The following is a 20,121-nucleotide window of genomic DNA, read 5'->3' on the forward strand; positions in this document are numbered from 1 at the left end:
CCGTGACCCCGATCGAGGAGCTGCTCACCCGCGGTGAGCTCACCGTCCGCGGCCGCATCGCCGAGGCGTCGAACGCCGTACTGCTGTGCACGGTGGCCTACGAGGGCCGCAGCGCGGAGTGCGTCTACAAGCCCGTCAAGGGCGAGCGGCCGCTGTGGGACTTCCCCGACGGCAACCTCGCCCAGCGCGAGCGCGCCGCCTACCTGGTCTCCGAGGCCACCGGCTGGGGCCTCGTACCGACGACCGTGCTGCGCGACGGCCCGTACGGAGAAGGCATGGTCCAGCACTGGATCGACGCCGGAGAACCACCGGAGGCCTCCCTGCTCGCGCTCGTCGACGGCGAGGAGGCGGAGGAGGGCTGGAAGCCCGTCGCCTTCGCCGAGGTCGGGGAGGGCCGCACCGCCCTGCTCGTGCACGCCGACGACCCGAGGCTGCGCCGCCTCGCCGTCCTGGACGCCGTGATCAACAACGGCGACCGCAAGGGCGGCCACCTGCTGCCCGCCCCCGACGGCCGGCTGTACGGCATCGACCACGGGGTGACCTTCCACACGGACGACAAGCTCCGCACCCTCCTGTGGGGCTGGGCGGGGGAGCCCCTCACCGAGGAAGCCCGGTCCGTACTGGCCTCCCTGGAGGCGCAGCTGGCCGAGGACGGTCCGCTCACCACCCGGCTGGCCGAACTGATCACCCCCGTGGAGCTGGCCGCCGTACGGGCCCGTGTGGCCCTCCTGCTGCGCAACGGGACGCATCCCCAGCCCTCCGGACAGTGGCCCGCGATCCCCTGGCCACCGGTCTGAGCAGGGCGGCTGCCGGACGCACAGATCCAGCCGGACCGCAAGAGTGCCGATCCGGCCAACAGTGCTGGTCCGGTTCGTTTCCGGAACACCCGTCCGGTTAGGCTCGAAGCATGCATGCCTGGCCCGCTTCTGAGGTCCCCGCCCTGCCTGGCAAGGGCCGCGACCTCCAGATCCACGACACCGCGACCCAGGGGACGATCACCCTCGACCCCGGTCCCGTCGCCCGTATCTATGTCTGCGGGATCACCCCGTACGACGCGACCCACATCGGTCACGCGGCGACCTACAACGCGTTCGACCTCGTACAGCGCGTGTGGCTCGACAACAAGCGGCAGGTCCACTACGTCCAGAACGTCACCGACGTGGACGACCCCCTCCTGGAGCGGGCGCTGCGCGACGGGCAGGACTGGACCGAGCTCGCCGAACGCGAGACGGCCCTCTTCCGCGAGGACATGACCGCCCTGCGGATGCTCCCGCCGCAGCACTACATCGGCGCGGTCGAGGCCATACCGGGCATCGTGCCGCTGGTCGAGCGGCTCCGGGACGCGGGCGCCGCGTACGAACTCGAGGGCGACGTCTACTTCTCGGTGGAGTCCGACCCGCACTTCGGCGGAGTCTCCAACCTCGACGCGGCGGCGATGCGGCTGCTGTCCGCCGAGCGCGGCGGCGACCCGGACCGGGCGGGGAAGAAGAACCCCCTCGACCCGATGCTGTGGATGGCCGCCCGCCCGGGCGAGCCCAGCTGGGACGGCGGCTCGCTGGGCCGCGGCCGGCCGGGCTGGCACATCGAGTGCGTGGCCATCGCCCTCGACCACCTCGGCATGGGCTTCGACATCCAGGGCGGCGGCTCGGACCTGGCCTTCCCGCACCACGAGATGGGCGCCTCGCACGCGCAGGCCCTGACGGGCGAGTTCCCGATGGCCAAGGCGTACGTCCACGCCGGAATGGTCGCGCTGCACGGCGAGAAGATGTCGAAGTCCAAGGGCAACCTGGTCTTCGTCTCGGCCCTGCGCCGCGCCGGGGTCGACCCGGCGGCGATCCGCCTGGCCCTGCTGTCGCACCACTACCGCGCGAACTGGGAGTGGACCGACGCCGTCCTCGCCGAGGCCGTGACCCGGCTGGAGCGCTGGCGCGCGGCCGTCTCCCGCCCGGACGGGGTCCCGGCGGACGCCCTGGTCGAGGAGGTCCGCGAGGCCCTCTCCCGCGACCTGGACGCCCCCGCCGCGCTGGCGGCCGTCGACCGCTGGGTCGAGCTCCAGCTCGCCTCCGACGAAACCGACGAATCGGCCCCGGGCCTGGTCTCCCGCACGGTGGACGCCCTCCTGGGCGTAGCCCTGTAACGCCCAGGCTTTCTGGGGCTCCGCCCCGGACCCCGCGCCTCAAACGCCGGCGGGGCTGGATTTCTCAGCCTCGCCGGCGTTTGAGGCGGGAACCGGGGGCACCTCCCAGCGGTAGCTGGGGGAGGAAGGGCGGGTAGGGGACGGCCCCGCGCAGCGGCACCGCCCCCCGCCCACCCGCCCGGCTACGTCTCCGGGGTCCCGGGGGTCTCCGGGGTGTCGTCCCCGGGCTCCTCCGGACCCGCCGTCGGCTCGGGCTCCGGCGCGGCGGCAGGCGGCTGCGGCTCCGGCCCCTCCGGTGCGGCGGCAGGCGGCTGCGGATCCTCCCCGGACAGGTCCGGCCTCCGCTTCGCCGGCTTCGTCAGCCCGCTGGAGGTGTCCCGCAGGTACGAGCCGTCCCCCGGCTCCCCGCCCGCGGACGGGTCCCGCCGCCGCAGGTACCGCTCGAACTCCCGGGCGATCGCGTCCCCGGACGCCTCCGGCAGATCCGCGGTGTCCCGCGCCTCCTCCAGCGTCTGGACGTACTCCGCCACCTCGCTGTCCTCGGCGGCCAGTTGGTCCACGCCCAGCTGCCACGCCCGCGCGTCCTCCGGCAGCTCGCCCAGCGGGATCCGCAGGTCGATCAGGTCCTCCAGCCGGTTCAGCAGCGCCAGCGTCGCCTTCGGGTTCGGCGGCTGCGACACGTAGTGCGGCACCGCCGCCCACAGGGACACGGCCGGCATCCCCGCATGGGTGCAGGCCTCCTGGAGGACGCCGACGATCCCGGTCGGGCCCTCGTACTTGGTCTCCTCCAGGTCCATCGTCCGCGCCAGGTCCGCGTCCGAGGTCACCCCGCTCACCGGTACCGGCCGGGTGTGCGGGGTGTCCCCGAGCAGCGCGCCCAGGATGACCACCATCTCCACACCCAGCTCGACCGCGAAGCCGAGGATCTCCTCGCAGAACGACCGCCACCGCATGGACGGTTCGATCCCGCGCACCAGCACCAGGTCGCGCGGTTTCGCGCCGCCGATCCGGACCACCGACAGCCGCGTCGTCGGCCAGGTGATCTTCCTGACCCCGTTGTCCAGCCACACCGTCGGCCGGTTGACCTGGAAGTCGTAGTAGTCCTCGGCGTCCAGCGCCGCGAATACCTCGCCCTTCCACTCCCGGTCCAGGTGCGCCACCGCACCGGAGGCGGCGTCACCCGCGTCGTTCCAGCCCTCGAACGCGGCCACCATGACCGGGTCGATCAGCTCGGGCACGCCCTCAAGCTCGATCACCCAGGTCTCCTTCCGAAGTTCCCTTGCGTACGTGGGTCAGCCTAAGCCTTGATGAGGCAGCGGCCACAGCCCACGACAGAGGGGCGGTTCCCCTCGGAACCGCCCCTCTTCCCCACCTGCGGGAGAGCTATGCCTTGCGGCCCAGCATCTCCTCGACACGGGCCCGTACGGACGCGTCGTCCAGGCCGCGGACCGTCACCGTCGTACGGCGGCGCAGCACGTCGTCGACCGTCTCGGCCCACTCGTTGTCACGGGCGTACGCGACCTGCGCCCAGATCTCCGGACCGTCGGGGTGGATCCGCTCGGCCAGCGCCGCGTCCTCGTTCGCCAGGCGCGCGACGTCGAAGGCCAGCGAGCCGTAGTGCGAGGCCAGGTGGCGGGCCGTCAGCGGGTCCATCCGGGTGCCGGGCTCGCGGTCCACCAGCAGCCGGTGCGCGACCGCGTTCGGGTTGGCGACACCGGGCAGCGGGACACGGCGCACCAGCGACTTCACCGGCTCCATGTCCTCGGTCAGCGGGCTGCCGGGGAGCTTGGCCAGCTTGTCCATGACCACGCGGCCGATGTGACGGTACGTCGTCCACTTGCCGCCGGCCACGGACAGCATGCCGCCCGCGCCCTCGGAGACCACCGTCTCGCGCTTGGCCTTCTCGACGCCGCCGGGGCCGCCGGGCAGCACCCGCAGGCCGGCGAAGGCGTATGTCATCAGCGAGCGGTCCAGGTCCGCGTCCTTCACCGAGAAGGCCGCCTCGTCCAGGATCTGCTGGATGTCGGACTCGGTGGCGCGCACGTCCGCCGGGTCGCCCTCGTAGACCTCGTCGGTGGTGCCCAGCAGGAGCTGGTCCTCCCACGGCAGGGCGAAGGTGATGCGGTACTTGTCGATCGGGGTGGCCATGGCGGCCTTCCACGGCGACTTGCGCTTCATGACGATGTGCGCGCCCTTGGAGAGGCGGATCGACGGCATCGCGTGCTTGTCTTCCATGCGCCGCAGGTGGTCCACCCACGGGCCGGTGGCGTTGAGCACGACGCGCGCGTCGACACCGAACTCGGTGCCGTCGAGACGGTCCTTGAGCTCGGCGCCGCTGACCCGGCCGCGCGTGGTGCGCAGCCCGGTGACCTCGGCGTGGTTCAGGACGACCGCACCCGACTCGACCGCGGCGCGCACCGTCATGACGGCGACGCGGGAGTCGTTCATCTGGTGGTCGTAGTAGACGGCGACGGCCTTGAGGTTGTCCGTCTTCAGACCCGGGTTGTCGGCGACGGCGCGGGCCGGCGAGATGACCTTGCCGATGCCGTCGCCGAAGGCCGAGAGCGCCGAGTACGCGAAGACGCCCGCGCCCAGCTTCGCCGCGCCGACCGGGCCGCCCTTGTACACGGGCAGGTAGAAGGTCAGCGGGTTGACCAGGTGCGGGGCCACGTCCTTGGCCAGCACCCGGCGCTCGTGGTGGTTCTCGGCGACCAGCTTGACCGCGCCGGTCTGCAGGTAGCGCAGGCCGCCGTGGACGAGCTTGGAGGAGGCCGAGGAGGTGGCGCCGGCGAAGTCGCCGGCGTCCACCATGGCAACCCGCAGACCCGACTGCGCGGCGTGCCAGGCCACGGAGGTGCCCAGGATGCCACCGCCGATGACGAGCAGGTCGTACGTGGCCTTCGCCAGCTGCTCACGGGTTTCGGCGCGGCTCGGGTTCGAACCGGCGGTCGGGTGCGTGCCCAGTGCGGTCACGCTCTGCGGGATGCTCATATCTCTCTTAGCTCCTCGTCGATTGACTCAGCTGAGTGCGGTCAGCTGGCGTCTTCGTCGTCGACCCAGCCCATGGACCGCTCCACGGCCTTGAGCCAGCTCTTGTACTCGCGGTCCCGCTGCTCGGCGGGCATCCGCGGGGTCCACTCCGCCGCGCGGCGCCAGTTGGCGCGCAGGGCGTCGGTGTCGGGCCAGAAGCCGACGGCCAGGCCGGCGGCGTAGGCGGCGCCGAGGCAGGTGGTCTCGGCGACCATCGGGCGCACCACGGGGGCGTCCAGGAAGTCCGAGAGCGTCTGCATCAGCAGGTTGTTGGAGGTCATGCCGCCGTCGACCTTGAGGGCGGCGAGCTCGACGCCCGAGTCCTTGGTCATGGCGTCGGTGATCTCGCGGGTCTGCCAGGCGGTGGCCTCCAGGACCGCGCGGGCGATGTGCGCCTTGGTGACGTACCGGGTGAGGCCGGCGATGACACCGCGGGCGTCGGAGCGCCAGTACGGGGCGAAGAGGCCGGAGAAGGCCGGGACGAAGTAGGCGCCGCCGTTGTCCTCGACGGAGGAGGCCAGGGTCTCGATCTCGGCCGCGGACTTGATCAGGCCCATCTGGTCGCGCATCCACTGGACGAGCGAGCCGGTGACGGCGATGGAGCCCTCCAGCGCGTAGACCGGCTTCTGGTCGCCGATCTGGTAGCCGACGGTGGTCAGCAGGCCGCTGTAGGAGTTGATGATCTTGTCGCCGGTGTTCATCAGCATGAACGTTCCGGTGCCGTACGTGGACTTCGCCTCGCCCTCGGCGAAACAGGTCTGGCCGAACAGCGCGGCCTGCTGGTCACCGAGCGCCGAGGCGACCGGGACACCGGCGAGGACGCCGTCCTTGACGTGGCCGTAGACCTCGGCGGAGGACTTGATCTCCGGGAGGACGTTGAGCGGCACGTCCATGGACTCGGCGATCTTCTCGTCCCAGGCCAGGCTGTGCAGGTTCATCAGCATGGTGCGCGAGGCGTTGGTGACGTCGGTGACGTGCACGCCGCCCTCGGCGCCGCCGGTGAGGTTCCAGATGACCCAGGAGTCCATGGTGCCGAAGAGGATGTCCCCGGCCTCGGCGCGCTCGCGCAGGCCCTCGACGTTGTCGAGCAGCCAGCGGACCTTCGGGCCGGCGAAGTAGCTCGCCAGCGGCAGGCCGGTCTCGCGGCGGAAGCGGTCCTGGCCGACGTTGCGGCCGAGCTCCTTGCACAGGGCGTCGGTGCGGGTGTCCTGCCAGACCAGCGCGTTGTGCACCGGCTCGCCGGTGTTCTTGTCCCACAGGACGGTGGTCTCGCGCTGGTTGGTGATGCCGACGGCCTTGACGTCGGCGGCGGTGATCTCGGCCTTGGCGATGGCCCCGGCGACGACCTCCTGGACGTTGGTCCAGATCTCGGTGGCGTCGTGCTCGACCCAGCCCGGCTTCGGGAAGATCTGCTCGTGCTCCTTCTGGTCGACGGCGACGATGCGGCCGTCGCGGTCGAAGACGATGCAGCGGGAGGAGGTGGTGCCCTGGTCGATCGCGGCGATGAAGGGGCCGGTGCTGCTGGTCATGATGGCTGCTCCTGGCAGGTCTGGTGAGTAGGCGGAATCAGGAGGGCGGTACGGATCTTGCGATCTTTCCGATGCTGATCAGGCGAACGCGATGTTGTACAGACCGCCGGCGAGTGCGGCACCGACGAGCGGGCCGACGACCGGGATCCAGGAGTACCCCCAGTCCGAGCCGCCCTTGTTGGGCAGCGGGAGCAGGGCGTGCACGATGCGCGGACCGAGGTCGCGCACCGGGTTGATGGCGTAGCCGGTCGGGCCGCCCAGCGAGAGGCCGATGCCGACGACGACGAAGGAGGTGATCAGGACGCCGATGACACCGAGGCCCTTGCCGTCGTCCTGGAGGCCCTGGGTCAGGATGGCCAGGACCAGGACGACGGTGCCGATGATCTCGGTCGCGAGGTTCTGGACGACATTACGGATCTCGGGGCCCGTGGAGAAGATGCCGAGCACGGGGCCGGCCTGGTCGTGCGGGTGCGGGTCCTCGGGACCGAGCTTGGCGTCCTTGATGTTCTCGGGGTCCGCCAGGTGCACGCGGAACTGGCCGTAGTAGGTGATCCACATCAGGACCGCGCCGAGCATGGCACCGAGGAGCTGGCCGGCGAAGTAGACGGGGACGTCACCCCACTCGCCGGTCTTGACCGCGATGCCGACGGTGACCGCCGGGTTGAGGTGCGCGCCGGAGAGCGGAGCGGAGACGTACGCGGCGATCAGTACGGCGAAACCCCAGCCGAAGGTGATCGCGAGCCAGCCCGCGCCGCGGGCCTTGGAGCTCTTGAGCGTGAGGGCGGCGCAGACGCCACCACCGAGCAGTGTGAGCAGGGCGGTACCGATGGTCTCGCCGATGAAGATGTCGGAGCTGGACACCCGCGACTCCTTTGTCTTACGTCCAGGGGTGGGCGGACACCGGGTCCCTCCGGTGGTCCACGCACTCGGTGAGTGCTGCACCGGTCCTTGGCCTCGCCATACCCTAACGCGTATTGCCGGTAGGTGTTCGACAATGCCGACCGATGAACGGCAGTTTTCCGCCTAGGTGAAGAACGCGTCAAGGGTCGACCAGGTCAAAGAACCGGATCGTTACCACTCGGTACGATCGCCCAAATTCGGCCATTGAGCGATCCGAAAATGACAAAATCCACCCAAATGGCCCACAAAGTGGCCATCGGGTGGACTGTTGGCATCAGGTCAAGCTCAGAACCGGCCCGCTCCGAGGTCGCGCGAAACCGACCGCGCGCAGTCCCGTACGGAGGCCACCAGCGCCGCCCGCGGCTCCCCGGACTCCCCGCACACCCGCTCCACGGCCCCCGCCACGGCCACCGCACCGACCGGCATCCGGCGCCGGTCGTGGATGGGCGCGGCCACCGAGGCGATGCCCTCCCAGGTCTCCTCCACGTCCGCGGCCCAGCCCCGCGCCCGGGTCAGCCCCAGGACCTCCTCGAAGCCCGCCGCGTCCGTGACGGTGCGCGGGGTGAACGCCTCCCGGTCCGCCTCCACGACCTGGGTGTGCGCGACCGGGTCGTAGGCCGACAGCACCTTGCCCAGCGCCGTGGAGTGCAGCGGCTGCATGGCCCCCACCTCCAGCACTTGACGGCTGTCGTCCGGGCGGAACACGTGGTGCATGATCAGCACCCCGCTCTGGTGCAGCACCCCCACGTACACGCTCTCCCCGCTCGCCCGGGCCAGGTCGTCCGTCCAGACCAGCGCGCGGGCGCGCAGCTCGTGCACGTCCAGGTAGCTGTTGCCCAGCCGCAGCAGCTCCGCGCCCAGCTGGTACCGCCCCGAAGCCGGGTCCTGCTCCACGAAGCCCTCGGCCTGCAGGGTGCGCAGGATCCCGTGCGCCGTGCCCTTGGCCAGGCCCAGGGCGGACGCCACGTCCGACAGGCCCAGCCGGCGCTCCCCGCCCGCCAGGAGTCGCAGCATCGCAGCGGCTCGTTCGAGCGACTGGATGTTCCGTGCCATCGCGCAGCCTCCTGCTGACGTAGTTCGACAATGCTGAACAGTATCGGTCGATGCCGACCTTGTGCATGGTTGGGCGTTTCCCTGTCTGGTGCGACCCACCAGATCCGGCCACCCGGCCGACGAACGGCCCCCCGCGCACAGAATGCAGTCCGCCACGTGGGACAGCCTCACCGGGGCGGGCGCCGCACGGTTACCCTGACCGCGTGCACCCTTGACACAGAGGGGGTGCAAAGCCGACAGCCGTCGCATCCCAGGGAGCTCGCCCATGGCCTCGTTGCCGAACCAGCCCGCAGACACCCAGACCCGGGCAGATGCCCTCCGAGAGGCGCTCGCGACCCGCGTGGTCGTCGCCGACGGAGCCATGGGAACCATGCTCCAGGCGCAGGACCCCTCCATGGAGGACTTCCAGCAGCTCGAAGGCTGCAACGAGGTACTCAACGTCACCCGCCCCGACATCGTGCGCTCCGTCCACCAGGAGTACTTCGCCGTCGGCGTCGACTGCGTGGAGACCAACACCTTCGGCGCGAACTACGCCGCCCTCGCCGAGTACGACATCCCCGAACGCAACTTCGAGCTGTCCGAGGCCGGCGCCCGCATCGCCCGCGAGGTCGCCGACGAGTTCACCGCCTCCACCGGACAGCAGCGCTGGGTCCTGGGCTCCATCGGCCCCGGCACCAAGCTGCCCACCCTCGGCCACATCACCTACGCGCAGATCCGCGACGCCTACCAGATCAACGCCGAGGGCCTGATCTCCGGCGGCGCCGACGCGCTGCTCGTCGAGACCACCCAGGACCTCCTGCAGACCAAGTCCTCCATCATCGGCGCCCGCCGCGCCATGGAGGCCCTCGGCGTCAGCGTCCCGCTGATCTGCTCCGTCACCGTCGAGACCACCGGCACCATGCTGCTCGGCTCCGAGATCGGCGCGGCCCTGACGGCCCTGGAGCCCCTCGGCATCGACATGATCGGCCTGAACTGCGCCACCGGCCCCGCCGAGATGAGCGAGCACCTGCGCTACCTCGCGCGCAACGCCCGCATCCCCATCTCCTGCATGCCCAACGCCGGCCTGCCCGTCCTGACCAAGCAGGGCGCCCACTACCCGCTGAGCGCCCCCGAGCTGGCAGACGCCCAGGAGACCTTCGTCCGCGAGTACGGCCTCTCCCTCGTCGGCGGCTGCTGCGGCACCACCCCCGAGCACCTGCGCCAGGTCGTGGAGCGGGTCCGCGGCACCGCGATCACCCCCCGCGTGCCCCAGCCCGAGGCGGGCGCGGCCTCCCTGTACCAGACCGTGCCGTTCCGGCAGGACACCTCGTACATGGCGATCGGCGAGCGCACCAACGCCAACGGCTCGAAGAAGTTCCGCGAGGCCATGCTCGAGGCCCGCTGGGACGACTGCGTGGAGATGGCCCGCGACCAGATCCGCGAGGGCGCGCACATGCTCGACCTGTGCGTGGACTACGTCGGCCGCGACGGCGTCGCCGACATGAAGGAGCTCGCCGGGCGCTTCGCCACGGCCTCCACCCTCCCCATCGTCCTGGACTCCACCGAGGTCCCCGTCCTCCAGGCCGGCCTGGAGAAGCTGGGCGGCCGCGCCGTCATCAACTCCGTGAACTACGAGGACGGCGACGGCCCGGAGTCCCGCTTCGCGAAGGTCACCCGCCTCGCCCAGGAGCACGGCGCCGCGCTGATCGCCCTGACCATCGACGAGGAGGGCCAGGCCCGCACCGTCGAGCACAAGGTCGCCATCGCCGAACGCCTCATCGAGGACCTGACGGCGAACTGGGGCATCCGCGAGTCGGACATCCTCATCGACACCCTCACCTTCACCATCTGCACCGGCCAGGAGGAGTCGCGCAAGGACGGCATCGCGACGATCGAGTCGATCCGCGAGCTCAAGCGCCGCCACCCCGACGTCCAGACCACCCTGGGCCTGTCCAACATCTCCTTCGGCCTCAACCCGGCCGCCCGCGTCCTGCTCAACTCGGTCTTCCTCGACGAGTGCGTCAAGGCCGGCCTGGACTCCGCCATCGTCCACGCGAGCAAGATCCTGCCGATCGCCCGCTTCGACGACGAGCAGGTGGGCACCGCCCTCGACCTGATCTACGACCGCCGCGAGGGCGACTACGACCCCCTCCAGAAGCTGATGGCCCTCTTCGAGGGCGTCAACACCAAGTCCCTCAAGGCCGGCCGCGCCGAGGAACTCCTCGCCCTGCCCCTGGACGAGCGCCTCCAGCGCCGCATCATCGACGGCGAGAAGAACGGCCTGGAGAGGGACCTCGACGAGGCCCTCCAGACCCGCCCCGCCCTCGACATCGTCAACGACACCCTCCTGGAGGGCATGAAGGTCGTCGGCGAGCTCTTCGGCTCCGGCCAGATGCAGCTCCCCTTCGTCCTGCAGTCCGCCGAGGTCATGAAGACCGCCGTCGCCTTCCTCGAACCGCACATGGAGAAGACCGACGACGAGGGCAAGGGCACCATCGTCCTCGCCACCGTCCGCGGCGACGTCCACGACATCGGCAAGAACCTCGTCGACATCATCCTCACCAACAACGGCTACAACGTCGTCAACATCGGCATCAAGCAGCCGGTCTCCGCGATCCTCGAAGCCGCCCAGGAACACAAGGCCGACGTCATCGGCATGTCCGGCCTCCTCGTGAAGTCCACCGTGATCATGAAGGAGAACCTGGAGGAGCTGAACCAGCGCAAGCTGGCCGCCGACTACCCGGTGATCCTCGGCGGCGCCGCCCTCACCCGCGCCTACGTCGAACAGGACCTCCACGAGATCTACGAGGGCGAGGTCCGCTACGCCCGCGACGCCTTCGAGGGCCTGCGCCTCATGGACGCCCTCATCGCCGTCAAGCGCGGAGTCCCCGGCGCCACCCTGCCCGAGCTCAAGCAGCGCCGCGTCGCCAAGCGCACCACCCCCCTCCAGACGGAGGAGCCCGAGGAGACCGGCGGCCGCTCCGACGTCTCCGTCGACAACCCCGTCCCCACCCCGCCCTTCTGGGGCACCCGCGTCGTCAAGGGCATCCCGCTCAAGGACTACGCCTCCTGGCTGGACGAGGGCGCCCTCTTCAAGGGCCAGTGGGGCCTCAAGCAGGCCCGCGCCGGCGGCGCCACCTACGAGGAGCTCGTCGAGAGCGAGGGCCGCCCGCGCCTGCGCGGCCTCCTGGAGAAGCTGCACACCGAGAACCTGCTCGAAGCGGCCGTGGTCTACGGGTACTTCCCCTGCGTCTCCAAGGGCGAGGACCTGATCATCCTCGACGAGCAGGGCAACGAGCGCACCCGCTTCACCTTCCCGCGCCAGCGCCGCGGCCGCCGCCTGTGCCTCGCCGACTTCTTCCGCCCGGAGGAGTCCGGCGAGACCGACGTCGTCGGCCTCCAGGTCGTCACCGTCGGCTCGAAGATCGGCGAGGCCACGGCCAAGCTGTTCGCCACCGACGCCTACCGCGAGTACATGGAGCTGCACGGACTCTCCGTCCAGCTCGCCGAGGCCATGGCCGAGTACTGGCACGCCCGCGTCCGCGCCGAGCTCGGCTTCGGCGGCGAGGACCCGGCCGCCGTCGAGGACATGTTCGACCTCAAGTACCGCGGCGCCCGCTTCTCCCTCGGCTACGGCGCCTGCCCCGACCTGGAGGACCGCGCCAAGATCGCCGACCTCCTCCAGCCGGAGCGGATCGGCGTCCACCTCTCGGAGGAGTTCCAGCTCCACCCCGAGCAGTCGACCGACGCGATCGTGATTCACCACCCCGAAGCGAAGTATTTCAACGCACGCTGACACGGACCGGCGTACACTGGTCGGTCCCATACAGGCCGGTCACCTGTTCCCCAGGGGGGTACCCCGAGGGGCCGAGGTGACCGGCCTTGTCGTCCCCGGAGAGAGGCGTTACGCATGACCAGCACCGTTCCCGTCCCCGTCGCCCACACGGCCGACGGGCACGCCCTGCAGGCGGTGCTGCTCGACATGGACGGCACCCTCGTCGACACCGAGGGCTTCTGGTGGGAGATCGAGGCCCAGATCTTCCAGGAACTCGGCCACCGCCTCGACGAGTCCTGGCGCGACGTCGTCGTCGGCGGCCCCATGAGCCGCAGCGCCGCCTTCCTCATCCAGGCCACCGGCGCCGACATCGGCCTCGCCGAACTGAGCGTCCTGCTCAACGAGCGCTTCGAGGCCCGCATCGCCGACCGGGTCCCCCTGATGCCCGGCGCCGAGCGGCTGCTGAGCGAGCTGGCCCGGCACAACGTACCCACCGCCCTCGTCTCCGCCTCCCACCGCCGGGTCATCGACCAGGTCCTGCTCACCCTCGGCCGCGACCGCTTCACCATGACCGTCGCCGGCGACGAGGTGCCCCGCACCAAGCCCCACCCCGACCCCTACCTCCTCGCCGCGGGAGCCCTCGGCGCACACCCCTCGCGCTGCGCGGTCATCGAGGACACCGCCACCGGGGTCGCCGCCGCCGAGGCCGCAGGCTGCCGCGTCGTGGCCATCCCCTCCGTCGGCAGCATCGAGCCCGCGCCCGGCCGGACCGTCGTGCGCTCCCTGGAGGAAGTGGACCTGACGTTCCTGCGCTCCCTCATCACTCCGATGAACTGACCGCGCACGCTCCGTACCGAACGGAACAGGGGTAGACCCGAGGTCCCACGGGAGGATCTTCCGCCCCGTGCCCCGGAGGCCGAAATTCCATCCCCTCCGGAACCCTTGCGCCGGGTGACCTTGGTCACCCGGCAGCACCCCCGGACGCCCGCACCCGGCCCCCACGGCCTTCCCAAGTGTCCGGATTGATCATCTCATGACCCCTTCTGCGAAGACTCCCGCATAAGCGGTCAGTCCGCTCCCATCACCGTGCGATTACGCCCCAACTCCTGCCAGTTCCAGCCATCCCGTCCCAGCCCACTAATGTCGACGGCGGGCACTACGCACGCACCTCTGCCGTACCGGACACACACCCCTGTGCCGGCGCCGCGTGGACCGATCGTCACACACCGGCCCGATCGTTCCGCCCTGAACGGGCGACCGCCGCGAAGTGCCCTCTACGCCGCTTTGACCAAGTGCCGGGTGAGGGAGTACTTCCAGCATGAACCGCAAGACCATGGTGCTGACGGCCGCGATAGGCCTGCTCACCCCCGCGCTGTCCGCCTGCGGCAGCGCGAGCGGCGGAGGAGCAGCCTCGGGAGCGATCGTCGTCGGCACCACCGACCGGTTCGAAGCCGCCGACTACGCCCCCGCACCCTTCGACCCCGCCTACGCCTACGACGCCGGCGCCTGGAACGTACTGCGCCAGACCGTCCAGACGCTGATGCACACCCCGCGAGGCGGCGGCCAGCCCGTCCCCGAAGCCGCGTCCGACTGCCGCTTCACCGACACCGGCAACGAGAGCTACCGCTGCACCCTGCGCCCCGGCCTGAAGTTCGCCGGCGGCGACCCGCTCACCGCCAAGGACGTCAAGTTCTCCATCGACCGCGTCCTCGCGATCAAGGACGAGAACGGCCCCTCCTCCCTCCTCTCCACCCTCGACACCGTCGAGGTCAAGGGCGCCGACACCGTCGTCTTCCACCTCAAGACCGCCGACGCGACCTTCCCGTACAAGCTCTCCACCCCGGCCGCCGGCATCGTCAGCGAGAAGAACTACGAGGCCAAGAAGCTCCGCCCCGGCTTCGCCGTCGACGGCTCCGGCCCCTACACGATGAAGGCCGAGGTCAAGGACAACCACCTCGTCCGGGCCGTCTTCACCAAGAACCCGAACTACAAGGGCGACATCAAGCTGCAGAACGACAAGGTCGAACTGCGCTCCTTCGCCGACTCCGCCGCCATGACCAAGGCCCTCGCGGCCGGCTCCGTCCACATGGTCTCGCGCACCCTGTCGCCCGCCCAGATCACCGAGCTCTCCGCCAAGCCCCCCAAGGGCGTCAAGCTCGTCCCCATGCCCGGCCTGGAGATCCGCTACCTCGGCTTCAACACCGAGGCCCCGGTCACCAAGGACAAGGCAGTACGCCAGGCCCTCGCCGCCGCCGTCGACCGCAACAACGTCATCTCCAAGGTCTACGGCAAGTCCGCGCAGCCCCTGTACTCCCTCGTCCCCACCACCGTCACCGGACACGTCAACTCCTTCTTCAACAAGTACGGCGAGGCCAACACCGCCAAGGCCGCCGGCCTGCTGAAGGAAGCCGGGATCAAGACCCCCGTCAAGCTGACCCTGAACTACACCTCGGACCACTACGGCGACGGCACCGCCACCGAGTTCGAGGCCCTCAAGACCCAGCTCAACGCCACCCAGCTCTTCGACATCACCGTCCAGGGCAACGAGTGGACCGACTTCCGGCCCGCGCAGAAGAAGGGCGACTACGCCGCCTACGGGCTCGGCTGGTTCCCCGACTACCCGGACGCCGACAACTTCCTCGCCCCGTTCCTGGAGCAGGACAACTTCCTGGGCACGCCGTACGCCAACAACGCGGTGCGCACCAGGCTCATCCCCGACTCCCGTCGCGCGGTCGACCGCACCGTCGCCCTCCCCGCGATCACGGAGATGCAGGACATCGTCGCCGACGACGTACCCGTCCTGCCCCTGTGGCAGGGCAAGCAGTACGTCGCCGCACGCGACGGGATCACCGGGGTGGAGTGGTCGGTCAACGCCATCTCCGACCTCCAGCTGTGGGAACTCGGCCGCGGCAAGAGCGGCTGAGACCCCAGCAGCAACCGGCGGCGGACGTCGCAGGCCGGCGCAATGATCAGACAAGACTGTGAAGGACATTCGCGTGAAGAGACGTAACCAGTGGTTGGCGGCCCCGCTCGGCGCGGCCACCGCCGCAGCGCTGCTCAGCGGTTGCGGTTCGACCGATGGCGCCAATGCCGGCAGCGGCAAGGGCGTGGTCATGGGGATATCCGACAAGGTGAAGTCCACCGACCCGGCCTCCGGCTACGACCCGGGCTCCTGGCTGCTCTTCAACAACGTCTTCCAGTCGCTGCTCAGCTTCCCCAAGGGCGGCACCACCCCGGAGCCCGACGCCGCCCAGTCCTGCAACTTCGAGGGCGGCGACAGCAAGCAGTACAAGTGCGTCCTGCGCTCCGGCCTGAAGTTCAGCAACGGCCACAGCCTCACCTCCAAGGACGTCAAGTACTCCTTCGAGCGCACGCTGAAGATCAACGACGACAACGGCCCGGCCGTCATGCTGTCCTCGATCGCCGGCATCGACACCCCGGACGAGAAGACCGTCGTCTTCCGCCTCAAGACGTCCGACGCGACCTTCCCCAGCAAGATCGCCTCGGGCGCGGGCTCCATCGTCGACCACGCCGAGTACCCGGCCGACAAGCTCCGCACCGACAGCAAGGCCGTCGGCTCCGGCGTCTACAAGCTCGACTCCATCAGCGCCAAGAGCGCCAGCTTCTCCGTCAACGACTCCTACAGCGGCAAGGCCAAGGCCAAGAACACCGGCGTCACGCTGAAGTTCTTCAACGGCGACCAGGCCGCCCTCAAGAGCACCCTGGAGAGCGGCGACGTCGACTTCGCCTTCCGCGGCCTCGCCGCCAAGGACATCGCCGCCCTCTCCTCCACGAAGACCGGCAACCAGAAGGTCGACGTCGTCGAAGGCACCGGCGCCGAAGTCGAGCACATGGTCTTCAACGTCAACGACCCCGTCGTCGGCAAGCTCCCCGTCCGCAAGGCCATCGCCTACCTCGTCGACCGCGAAGCGCTCGTCAAGGACGTCTACGCCGGCACCGCGGCCCCGCTCTACTCGATCGTCCCGGCGGGCATCGCGGGCCACACCACCCCGTTCTTCGACCGCTACGGCGGCAGCCCGAACGTGGAGAAGGCCAAGGCCGTCCTCAAGGCCGCCAACATCACCGGCAAGATCAAGCTGACCCTGTGGTCCACGCCGTCCCGCTACGGCCCCTCCACCGACCAGCAGTTCCAGGTCATCGCCAAGCAGCTCAACGACAGCGGCCTCTTCGAAGCCGACATGAAGTCCGTCGAGTTCGACCAGTACGAGAAGGACATCCAGGCCGGCAAGTACGGCGTCTACATCAAGGGCTGGGTCCCCGACTACCCCGACGCCGACAACTTCACGCAGCCCTTCTTCGGCCCGGACAACGTGCTGCACAACAACTACGACAACAAGGAGATCAGCGGGACGATCATCCCGTCGACCTCCGCCAAGTCCGACCGCACCGCGGCCAACATGGACTACAACCGCCTGCAGGACATCGTCGCCGACGAGCTCCCGCTCCTCCCGCTCTGGCAGGGCAAGCAGTACGCCGTCACCCGCCAGAACGTCACCGGCCTCCAGTGGTCCCTGGACGCCTCCACCGTCTTCCGCTTCTGGGAGATCAGCAAGGGCTGACCCGCCCCACGGCACGAAGAACGGGCCGGCGACCGCGTCACACGCGGCCGCCGGCCCGTTCCCGTACCACCTAGTGCTGTGGCCGACTCCTACTGGCCGGCCCCCGGCCGCACCAGACCGCTCTCGTACGCGTACACCGCCGCCTGCACCCGGTCACGCAGACCCAGCTTCGTCAGCACATGACCCACATGCGTCTTCACCGTCGTCTCGCTCACGAACAGGTCCGCCGCGATCTCCGCGTTCGACAACCCCCGCGCCACCAGCTTCAACACCTCCACCTCGCGCTCGGTCAGCGTCCCCAACGTGTCCGGGACCCGCTCCTCACCCGACGGCAGATGCCCCGCGTACTTGTCCAGCAGCCGCCGCGTGATGCTCGGCGCCAGCATCGCCTCACCCGCCGCGACCACCCGGATCGCCTGCACCAGCTCCACCGCCGGCGCATCCTTCAGCAGGAACCCGCTCGCCCCCGCCCGCAACGCCTCCACCACGTACTCGTCCAGATCGAACGTGGTCAGCACCAGCACCTTCGCCGGCCCGTCCCGCTCAGGACCCGTGATCTGCCGCGTCGCCTCCACCCCGTCCATCCGCGGCATCCGGATGTCCATCAGCACCACATCGGGCTGCAACGCCCGCACCTGGTCCAGCGCCTGCAGACCGTCCCCGGCCTCACCCACCACCACCAGGTCCTGCTCCGCCTCCAGGATCATCCGGAAGCCGGTGCGCAGCAGCGGCTGGTCGTCGACCAGCAGGACGCGGATCGCCACAGGGGTACCTCGTATTCGTCGGACAGCATCGGCGGACGCCGCCCATTCTGCCCTGACGGCAAGCCCACAACCCCTCCGGGCGACCCGCCCCCGCCCCTGCCCCGCGCCTAGGCCTCCGCCTGAGCCCCGGCCTCCGCCTCGGCCTGCGCACGCGAGACGATCGCCAGCGGATACACCGGGGGAGTCCCCCCGAACTCCGGACACACCGCCTGGTGATCACACCACCCGCACAGCTTCGTCGGCCGCGGCCGCCAGTCACCCGTCTCCGTCGCCTCCCGGATCGCCTCCCACAACGCGTGCAGCTTGCGCTCCACCCGCTCCAGATCCGCCACCACCGGGTCGTACGTCAACACGTCCCCACTGCCCAGGTACACCAACTGCAACCGCCTCGGCACCACCTGCTTCAGCCGCCACACCACCAGCGCGTAGAACTTCATCTGGAACAGCGCGTCCTCCGCGTACTCCGGCCGCGGCGCCTTCCCCGTCTTGTAGTCGACGATCCGCACCTCACCCGACGGCGCCACGTCCACCCGGTCGATGATCCCGCGCAACCGCAGCCCCGACGCCAGCTCCGTCTCCACGAAGAACTCCCGCTCCACCGGCTCCAGCCGCGTCGGGTCCTCCAACGTGAACCACCGTTCCACCAGCGCCTCGGCCTCCGTCAGCCACCGCGCCAGCCCCGCCCCCTCGTCATCCCCCGGGAACAGCTCCGCCAGCTCCGGCTTCGACTCCAAAAGCCGCTCCCACTGCCCCGGAACCAACGCCTTCGCCCGCGGCGCCGTCCGCTCCGCCGCCGGATGATCGAACAGCCGCTCCAGCACCGCGTGCACCAGCGTCCCCCGCGTCGCCGCCGCACTCGGCTTCTCCGGCAGCTTGTCGATCACACGGAACCGGTACAGCAACGGACACCGCATGAAATCGCCCGCCCGCGAAGGGGACAGCGAAGCGGGCCGGGCAGCACCCGAAGAAGCATCGGCACCAGCTGCGCCTGGCACAGCACCGGGGATCGTCGTCATGCGTAAAACCCTACGACCCACGACCGACAGCACGCGCATACCATCGACTCCGGGCACCCTCGCACTGCATGATCGAGGGATCACACCGAGCCACCACCCCCGCCGAAGCCCCACACGCACCACACTGGAAACAGCAGCACCGAACGAAGGACAACCGTGGCAGACACCGACGAAACCGGCGAGCGCCCAGCCAAGCGCTCCGATCCGGGCGGCGGAATCCTCATGGGCCGCCCCTTCGGCGTGCCCGTCTACGTCTCGCCCAGCTGGTTCCTCGTCGCCGCCCTCATCACCTGGGTCTTCGGCGACCAGCTCGACCGCGTCCTGCCCGACCTCGGCCCCGCCCGCTACCTCGTCTCCCTCTTCTTCGCCGTCGCCTTCTACGCCTCCGTCCTCGTCCACGAACTCGCGCACACCATCGCCGCACTCCGCTTCAAACTCCCCGTGCGCCGCATCCAGCTCCAGTTCTTCGGCGGAGTCTCCGAGATCGAGAAGGAGTCCGAGACCCCCGGCCGCGAATTCGTCCTCGCCTTCGTCGGCCCCCTCCTCTCCCTCGCCCTCGCCGGACTCTTCTACCTCGGAATGAAGGCCGTCGACCCCGCCACCGTCCCCGGCGTCCTCCTCGCCGGCCTGATGATCTCCAACCTCCTCGTCGCCGCCTTCAACCTCCTCCCCGGCCTCCCCCTCGACGGCGGCCGCATGCTCCGCGCCGTCATCTGGGGCATCACCGGACGCCCCATGGCCGGCACCGTCGCCGCCGCCTGGGTCGGCCGCGCCCTCGCCGTCGCCATCCTCCTCGGCCTCCCCCTCCTCACCCACACCGGACTCCTCGGCAACCCCACCCAGGAGATCGGCGGCATGGACACCGTCATGGACGCCCTCCTCGCCGCCATCCTCGCCGCCATCATCTGGACCGGAGCCGGCAACAGCCTGCGCATGGCCCGCCTGCGCGAACACCTCCCCGAACTCCAGGCCCGCACCCTCACCCGCCGCGCCATCCCAGTCGAGAACGCCACCCCCCTCTCCGAGGCCCTGCGCCGCGCCAACGAAGCCGGAGCCCGCGCCCTCGTCGTCGTCGACGGCCACGGCGACCCCACCGCCGTCGTCCGCGAGAGCGCCATCGCCTCCGTCCCCGAACACCGCCGCCCCTGGGTCGCCGTCAGCACCCTCGCCCAGGACCTCACCGACGGCATGAAGGTTTCCGCGGACCTCACCGGCGAAGAACTCCTCGACCACCTCCGCACCAACCCCGCCACCGAATACCTCGTCCTCGAAGCAGACGGCACCATCTACGGCGTCCTCTCCACCCTCGACGTCGAAAAGGCCTTCGTGAAGGCCATGGCGCGGCCCCAGTCCTGAAG

Annotated in this window: 14 protein-coding genes; 7 read left to right on the forward strand and 7 right to left on the reverse strand. The window is 70.1% G+C overall.

The genetic code is table 11. From position 1 onward, the window contains the following. The first annotated feature begins 2 nt into the window (after positions 1–2). Both OOK31_RS28030 and mshC read left to right on the forward strand, forming a co-directional pair. On the forward strand, positions 3–797 hold the full coding sequence (locus tag OOK31_RS28030) for an SCO1664 family protein (RefSeq protein ID WP_267090152.1): 795 nt from the start codon (positions 3–5) through the stop codon (positions 795–797). A gap of 110 nt (positions 798–907) precedes the next feature. Continuing rightward, a complete protein-coding gene (mshC, locus tag OOK31_RS28035; protein WP_267090153.1) occupies positions 908–2,137 on the forward strand; it encodes a cysteine--1-D-myo-inosityl 2-amino-2-deoxy-alpha-D-glucopyranoside ligase in 1,230 nt (409 codons plus the stop codon). 182 nt (positions 2,138–2,319) lie between these two features. Here the strand turns inward: mshC and OOK31_RS28040 are convergent, their stop codons facing one another. From OOK31_RS28040 to OOK31_RS28060, 5 genes are all read right to left on the reverse strand, one after another. Then, positions 2,320–3,393 carry a PAC2 family protein gene (locus tag OOK31_RS28040; protein ID WP_267090154.1) on the reverse strand — a complete coding sequence of 358 codons (1,074 nt, stop codon included), beginning with the start codon at positions 3,391–3,393 and terminating at the stop codon, positions 2,320–2,322. 127 nt (positions 3,394–3,520) lie between these two features. Next, on the reverse strand, positions 3,521–5,128 hold the full coding sequence (locus OOK31_RS28045) for a glycerol-3-phosphate dehydrogenase/oxidase (protein ID WP_267090155.1): 1,608 nt from the start codon (positions 5,126–5,128) through the stop codon (positions 3,521–3,523). Between the two features lie 41 nt (positions 5,129–5,169). Beyond that, positions 5,170–6,696 (reverse strand): glycerol kinase GlpK, encoded by a 1,527-nt coding sequence (gene glpK / locus OOK31_RS28050; protein WP_267090156.1) that lies wholly within the window; start codon positions 6,694–6,696, stop codon positions 5,170–5,172. A 78-nt stretch (positions 6,697–6,774) separates the two neighbouring features. Then, a complete protein-coding gene (locus tag OOK31_RS28055) occupies positions 6,775–7,557 on the reverse strand; it encodes an MIP/aquaporin family protein (RefSeq protein WP_267090157.1) in 783 nt (260 codons plus the stop codon). 324 nt (positions 7,558–7,881) lie between these two features. Continuing rightward, complete coding sequence (locus OOK31_RS28060) at positions 7,882–8,649, reverse strand: IclR family transcriptional regulator (RefSeq protein ID WP_267090158.1); 768 nt, start codon at positions 8,647–8,649, stop codon at positions 7,882–7,884. Positions 8,650–8,914: 265 nt separating this feature from the next. Here OOK31_RS28060 and metH point away from each other — a divergent pair, with 265 nt between their 5' ends. The 4 genes from metH to OOK31_RS28080 all read left to right on the forward strand — a co-directional run bounded on the left by metH (position 8,915) and on the right by OOK31_RS28080 (position 16,983). Continuing rightward, a complete protein-coding gene (metH, locus tag OOK31_RS28065) occupies positions 8,915–12,424 on the forward strand; it encodes a methionine synthase (protein ID WP_267090159.1) in 3,510 nt (1,169 codons plus the stop codon). A gap of 114 nt (positions 12,425–12,538) precedes the next feature. Continuing rightward, on the forward strand, positions 12,539–13,240 hold the full coding sequence (locus tag OOK31_RS28070) for an HAD family phosphatase (RefSeq protein WP_267090160.1): 702 nt from the start codon (positions 12,539–12,541) through the stop codon (positions 13,238–13,240). Between the two features lie 481 nt (positions 13,241–13,721). After that, positions 13,722–15,326, forward strand: a complete 1,605-nt coding sequence (locus OOK31_RS28075) for an ABC transporter substrate-binding protein (protein ID WP_267090161.1) — start codon at positions 13,722–13,724, stop codon at positions 15,324–15,326. 73 nt (positions 15,327–15,399) lie between these two features. Then, a complete protein-coding gene (locus OOK31_RS28080; protein ID WP_267090162.1) occupies positions 15,400–16,983 on the forward strand; it encodes an ABC transporter substrate-binding protein in 1,584 nt (527 codons plus the stop codon). An 89-nt stretch (positions 16,984–17,072) separates the two neighbouring features. Here the strand turns inward: OOK31_RS28080 and OOK31_RS28085 are convergent, their stop codons facing one another. Beyond that, positions 17,073–17,747, reverse strand: coding sequence for a response regulator transcription factor (locus OOK31_RS28085; RefSeq protein WP_267090163.1), 675 nt, complete (start codon positions 17,745–17,747; stop codon positions 17,073–17,075). Between the two features lie 107 nt (positions 17,748–17,854). Beyond that, on the reverse strand, positions 17,855–18,763 hold the full coding sequence (locus tag OOK31_RS28090; RefSeq protein ID WP_267090164.1) for a RecB family exonuclease: 909 nt from the start codon (positions 18,761–18,763) through the stop codon (positions 17,855–17,857). Between the two features lie 222 nt (positions 18,764–18,985). Between OOK31_RS28090 and OOK31_RS28095 the strand changes: the two genes are divergently transcribed. Beyond that, positions 18,986–20,119, forward strand: a complete 1,134-nt coding sequence (locus OOK31_RS28095) for a site-2 protease family protein (protein ID WP_323188268.1) — start codon at positions 18,986–18,988, stop codon at positions 20,117–20,119. Positions 20,120–20,121: the final 2 nt, after the last annotated feature.

Origin of the sequence: Streptomyces sp. NBC_00249, assembly GCF_026342355.1 — a bacterium.
Taxonomy (GTDB): domain Bacteria; phylum Actinomycetota; class Actinomycetes; order Streptomycetales; family Streptomycetaceae; genus Streptomyces.

What these genes read in the sequence shown, in the direction of transcription:
- OOK31_RS28095 (WP_323188268.1), top strand. Translation starts at nt 18,986, where the DNA reads ATGGGCCGCCCCTTCGGCGTGCCCGTCTACGTCTCGCCCAGCTGGTTC.
- OOK31_RS28075 (WP_267090161.1), top strand. Translation starts at nt 13,722, where the DNA reads ATGAACCGCAAGACCATGGTGCTGACGGCCGCGATAGGCCTGCTCACC.
- OOK31_RS28045 (WP_267090155.1), bottom strand. Translation starts at nt 5,128, where the DNA reads ATGAGCATCCCGCAGAGCGTGACCGCACTGGGCACGCACCCGACCGCC.
- metH (WP_267090159.1), top strand. Translation starts at nt 8,915, where the DNA reads ATGGCCTCGTTGCCGAACCAGCCCGCAGACACCCAGACCCGGGCAGAT.
- OOK31_RS28090 (WP_267090164.1), bottom strand. Translation starts at nt 18,763, where the DNA reads ATGACGACGATCCCCGGTGCTGTGCCAGGCGCAGCTGGTGCCGATGCT.
- OOK31_RS28070 (WP_267090160.1), top strand. Translation starts at nt 12,539, where the DNA reads ATGACCAGCACCGTTCCCGTCCCCGTCGCCCACACGGCCGACGGGCAC.
- OOK31_RS28060 (WP_267090158.1), bottom strand. Translation starts at nt 8,649, where the DNA reads ATGGCACGGAACATCCAGTCGCTCGAACGAGCCGCTGCGATGCTGCGA.
- glpK (WP_267090156.1), bottom strand. Translation starts at nt 6,696, where the DNA reads ATGACCAGCAGCACCGGCCCCTTCATCGCCGCGATCGACCAGGGCACC.
- mshC (WP_267090153.1), top strand. Translation starts at nt 908, where the DNA reads ATGCATGCCTGGCCCGCTTCTGAGGTCCCCGCCCTGCCTGGCAAGGGC.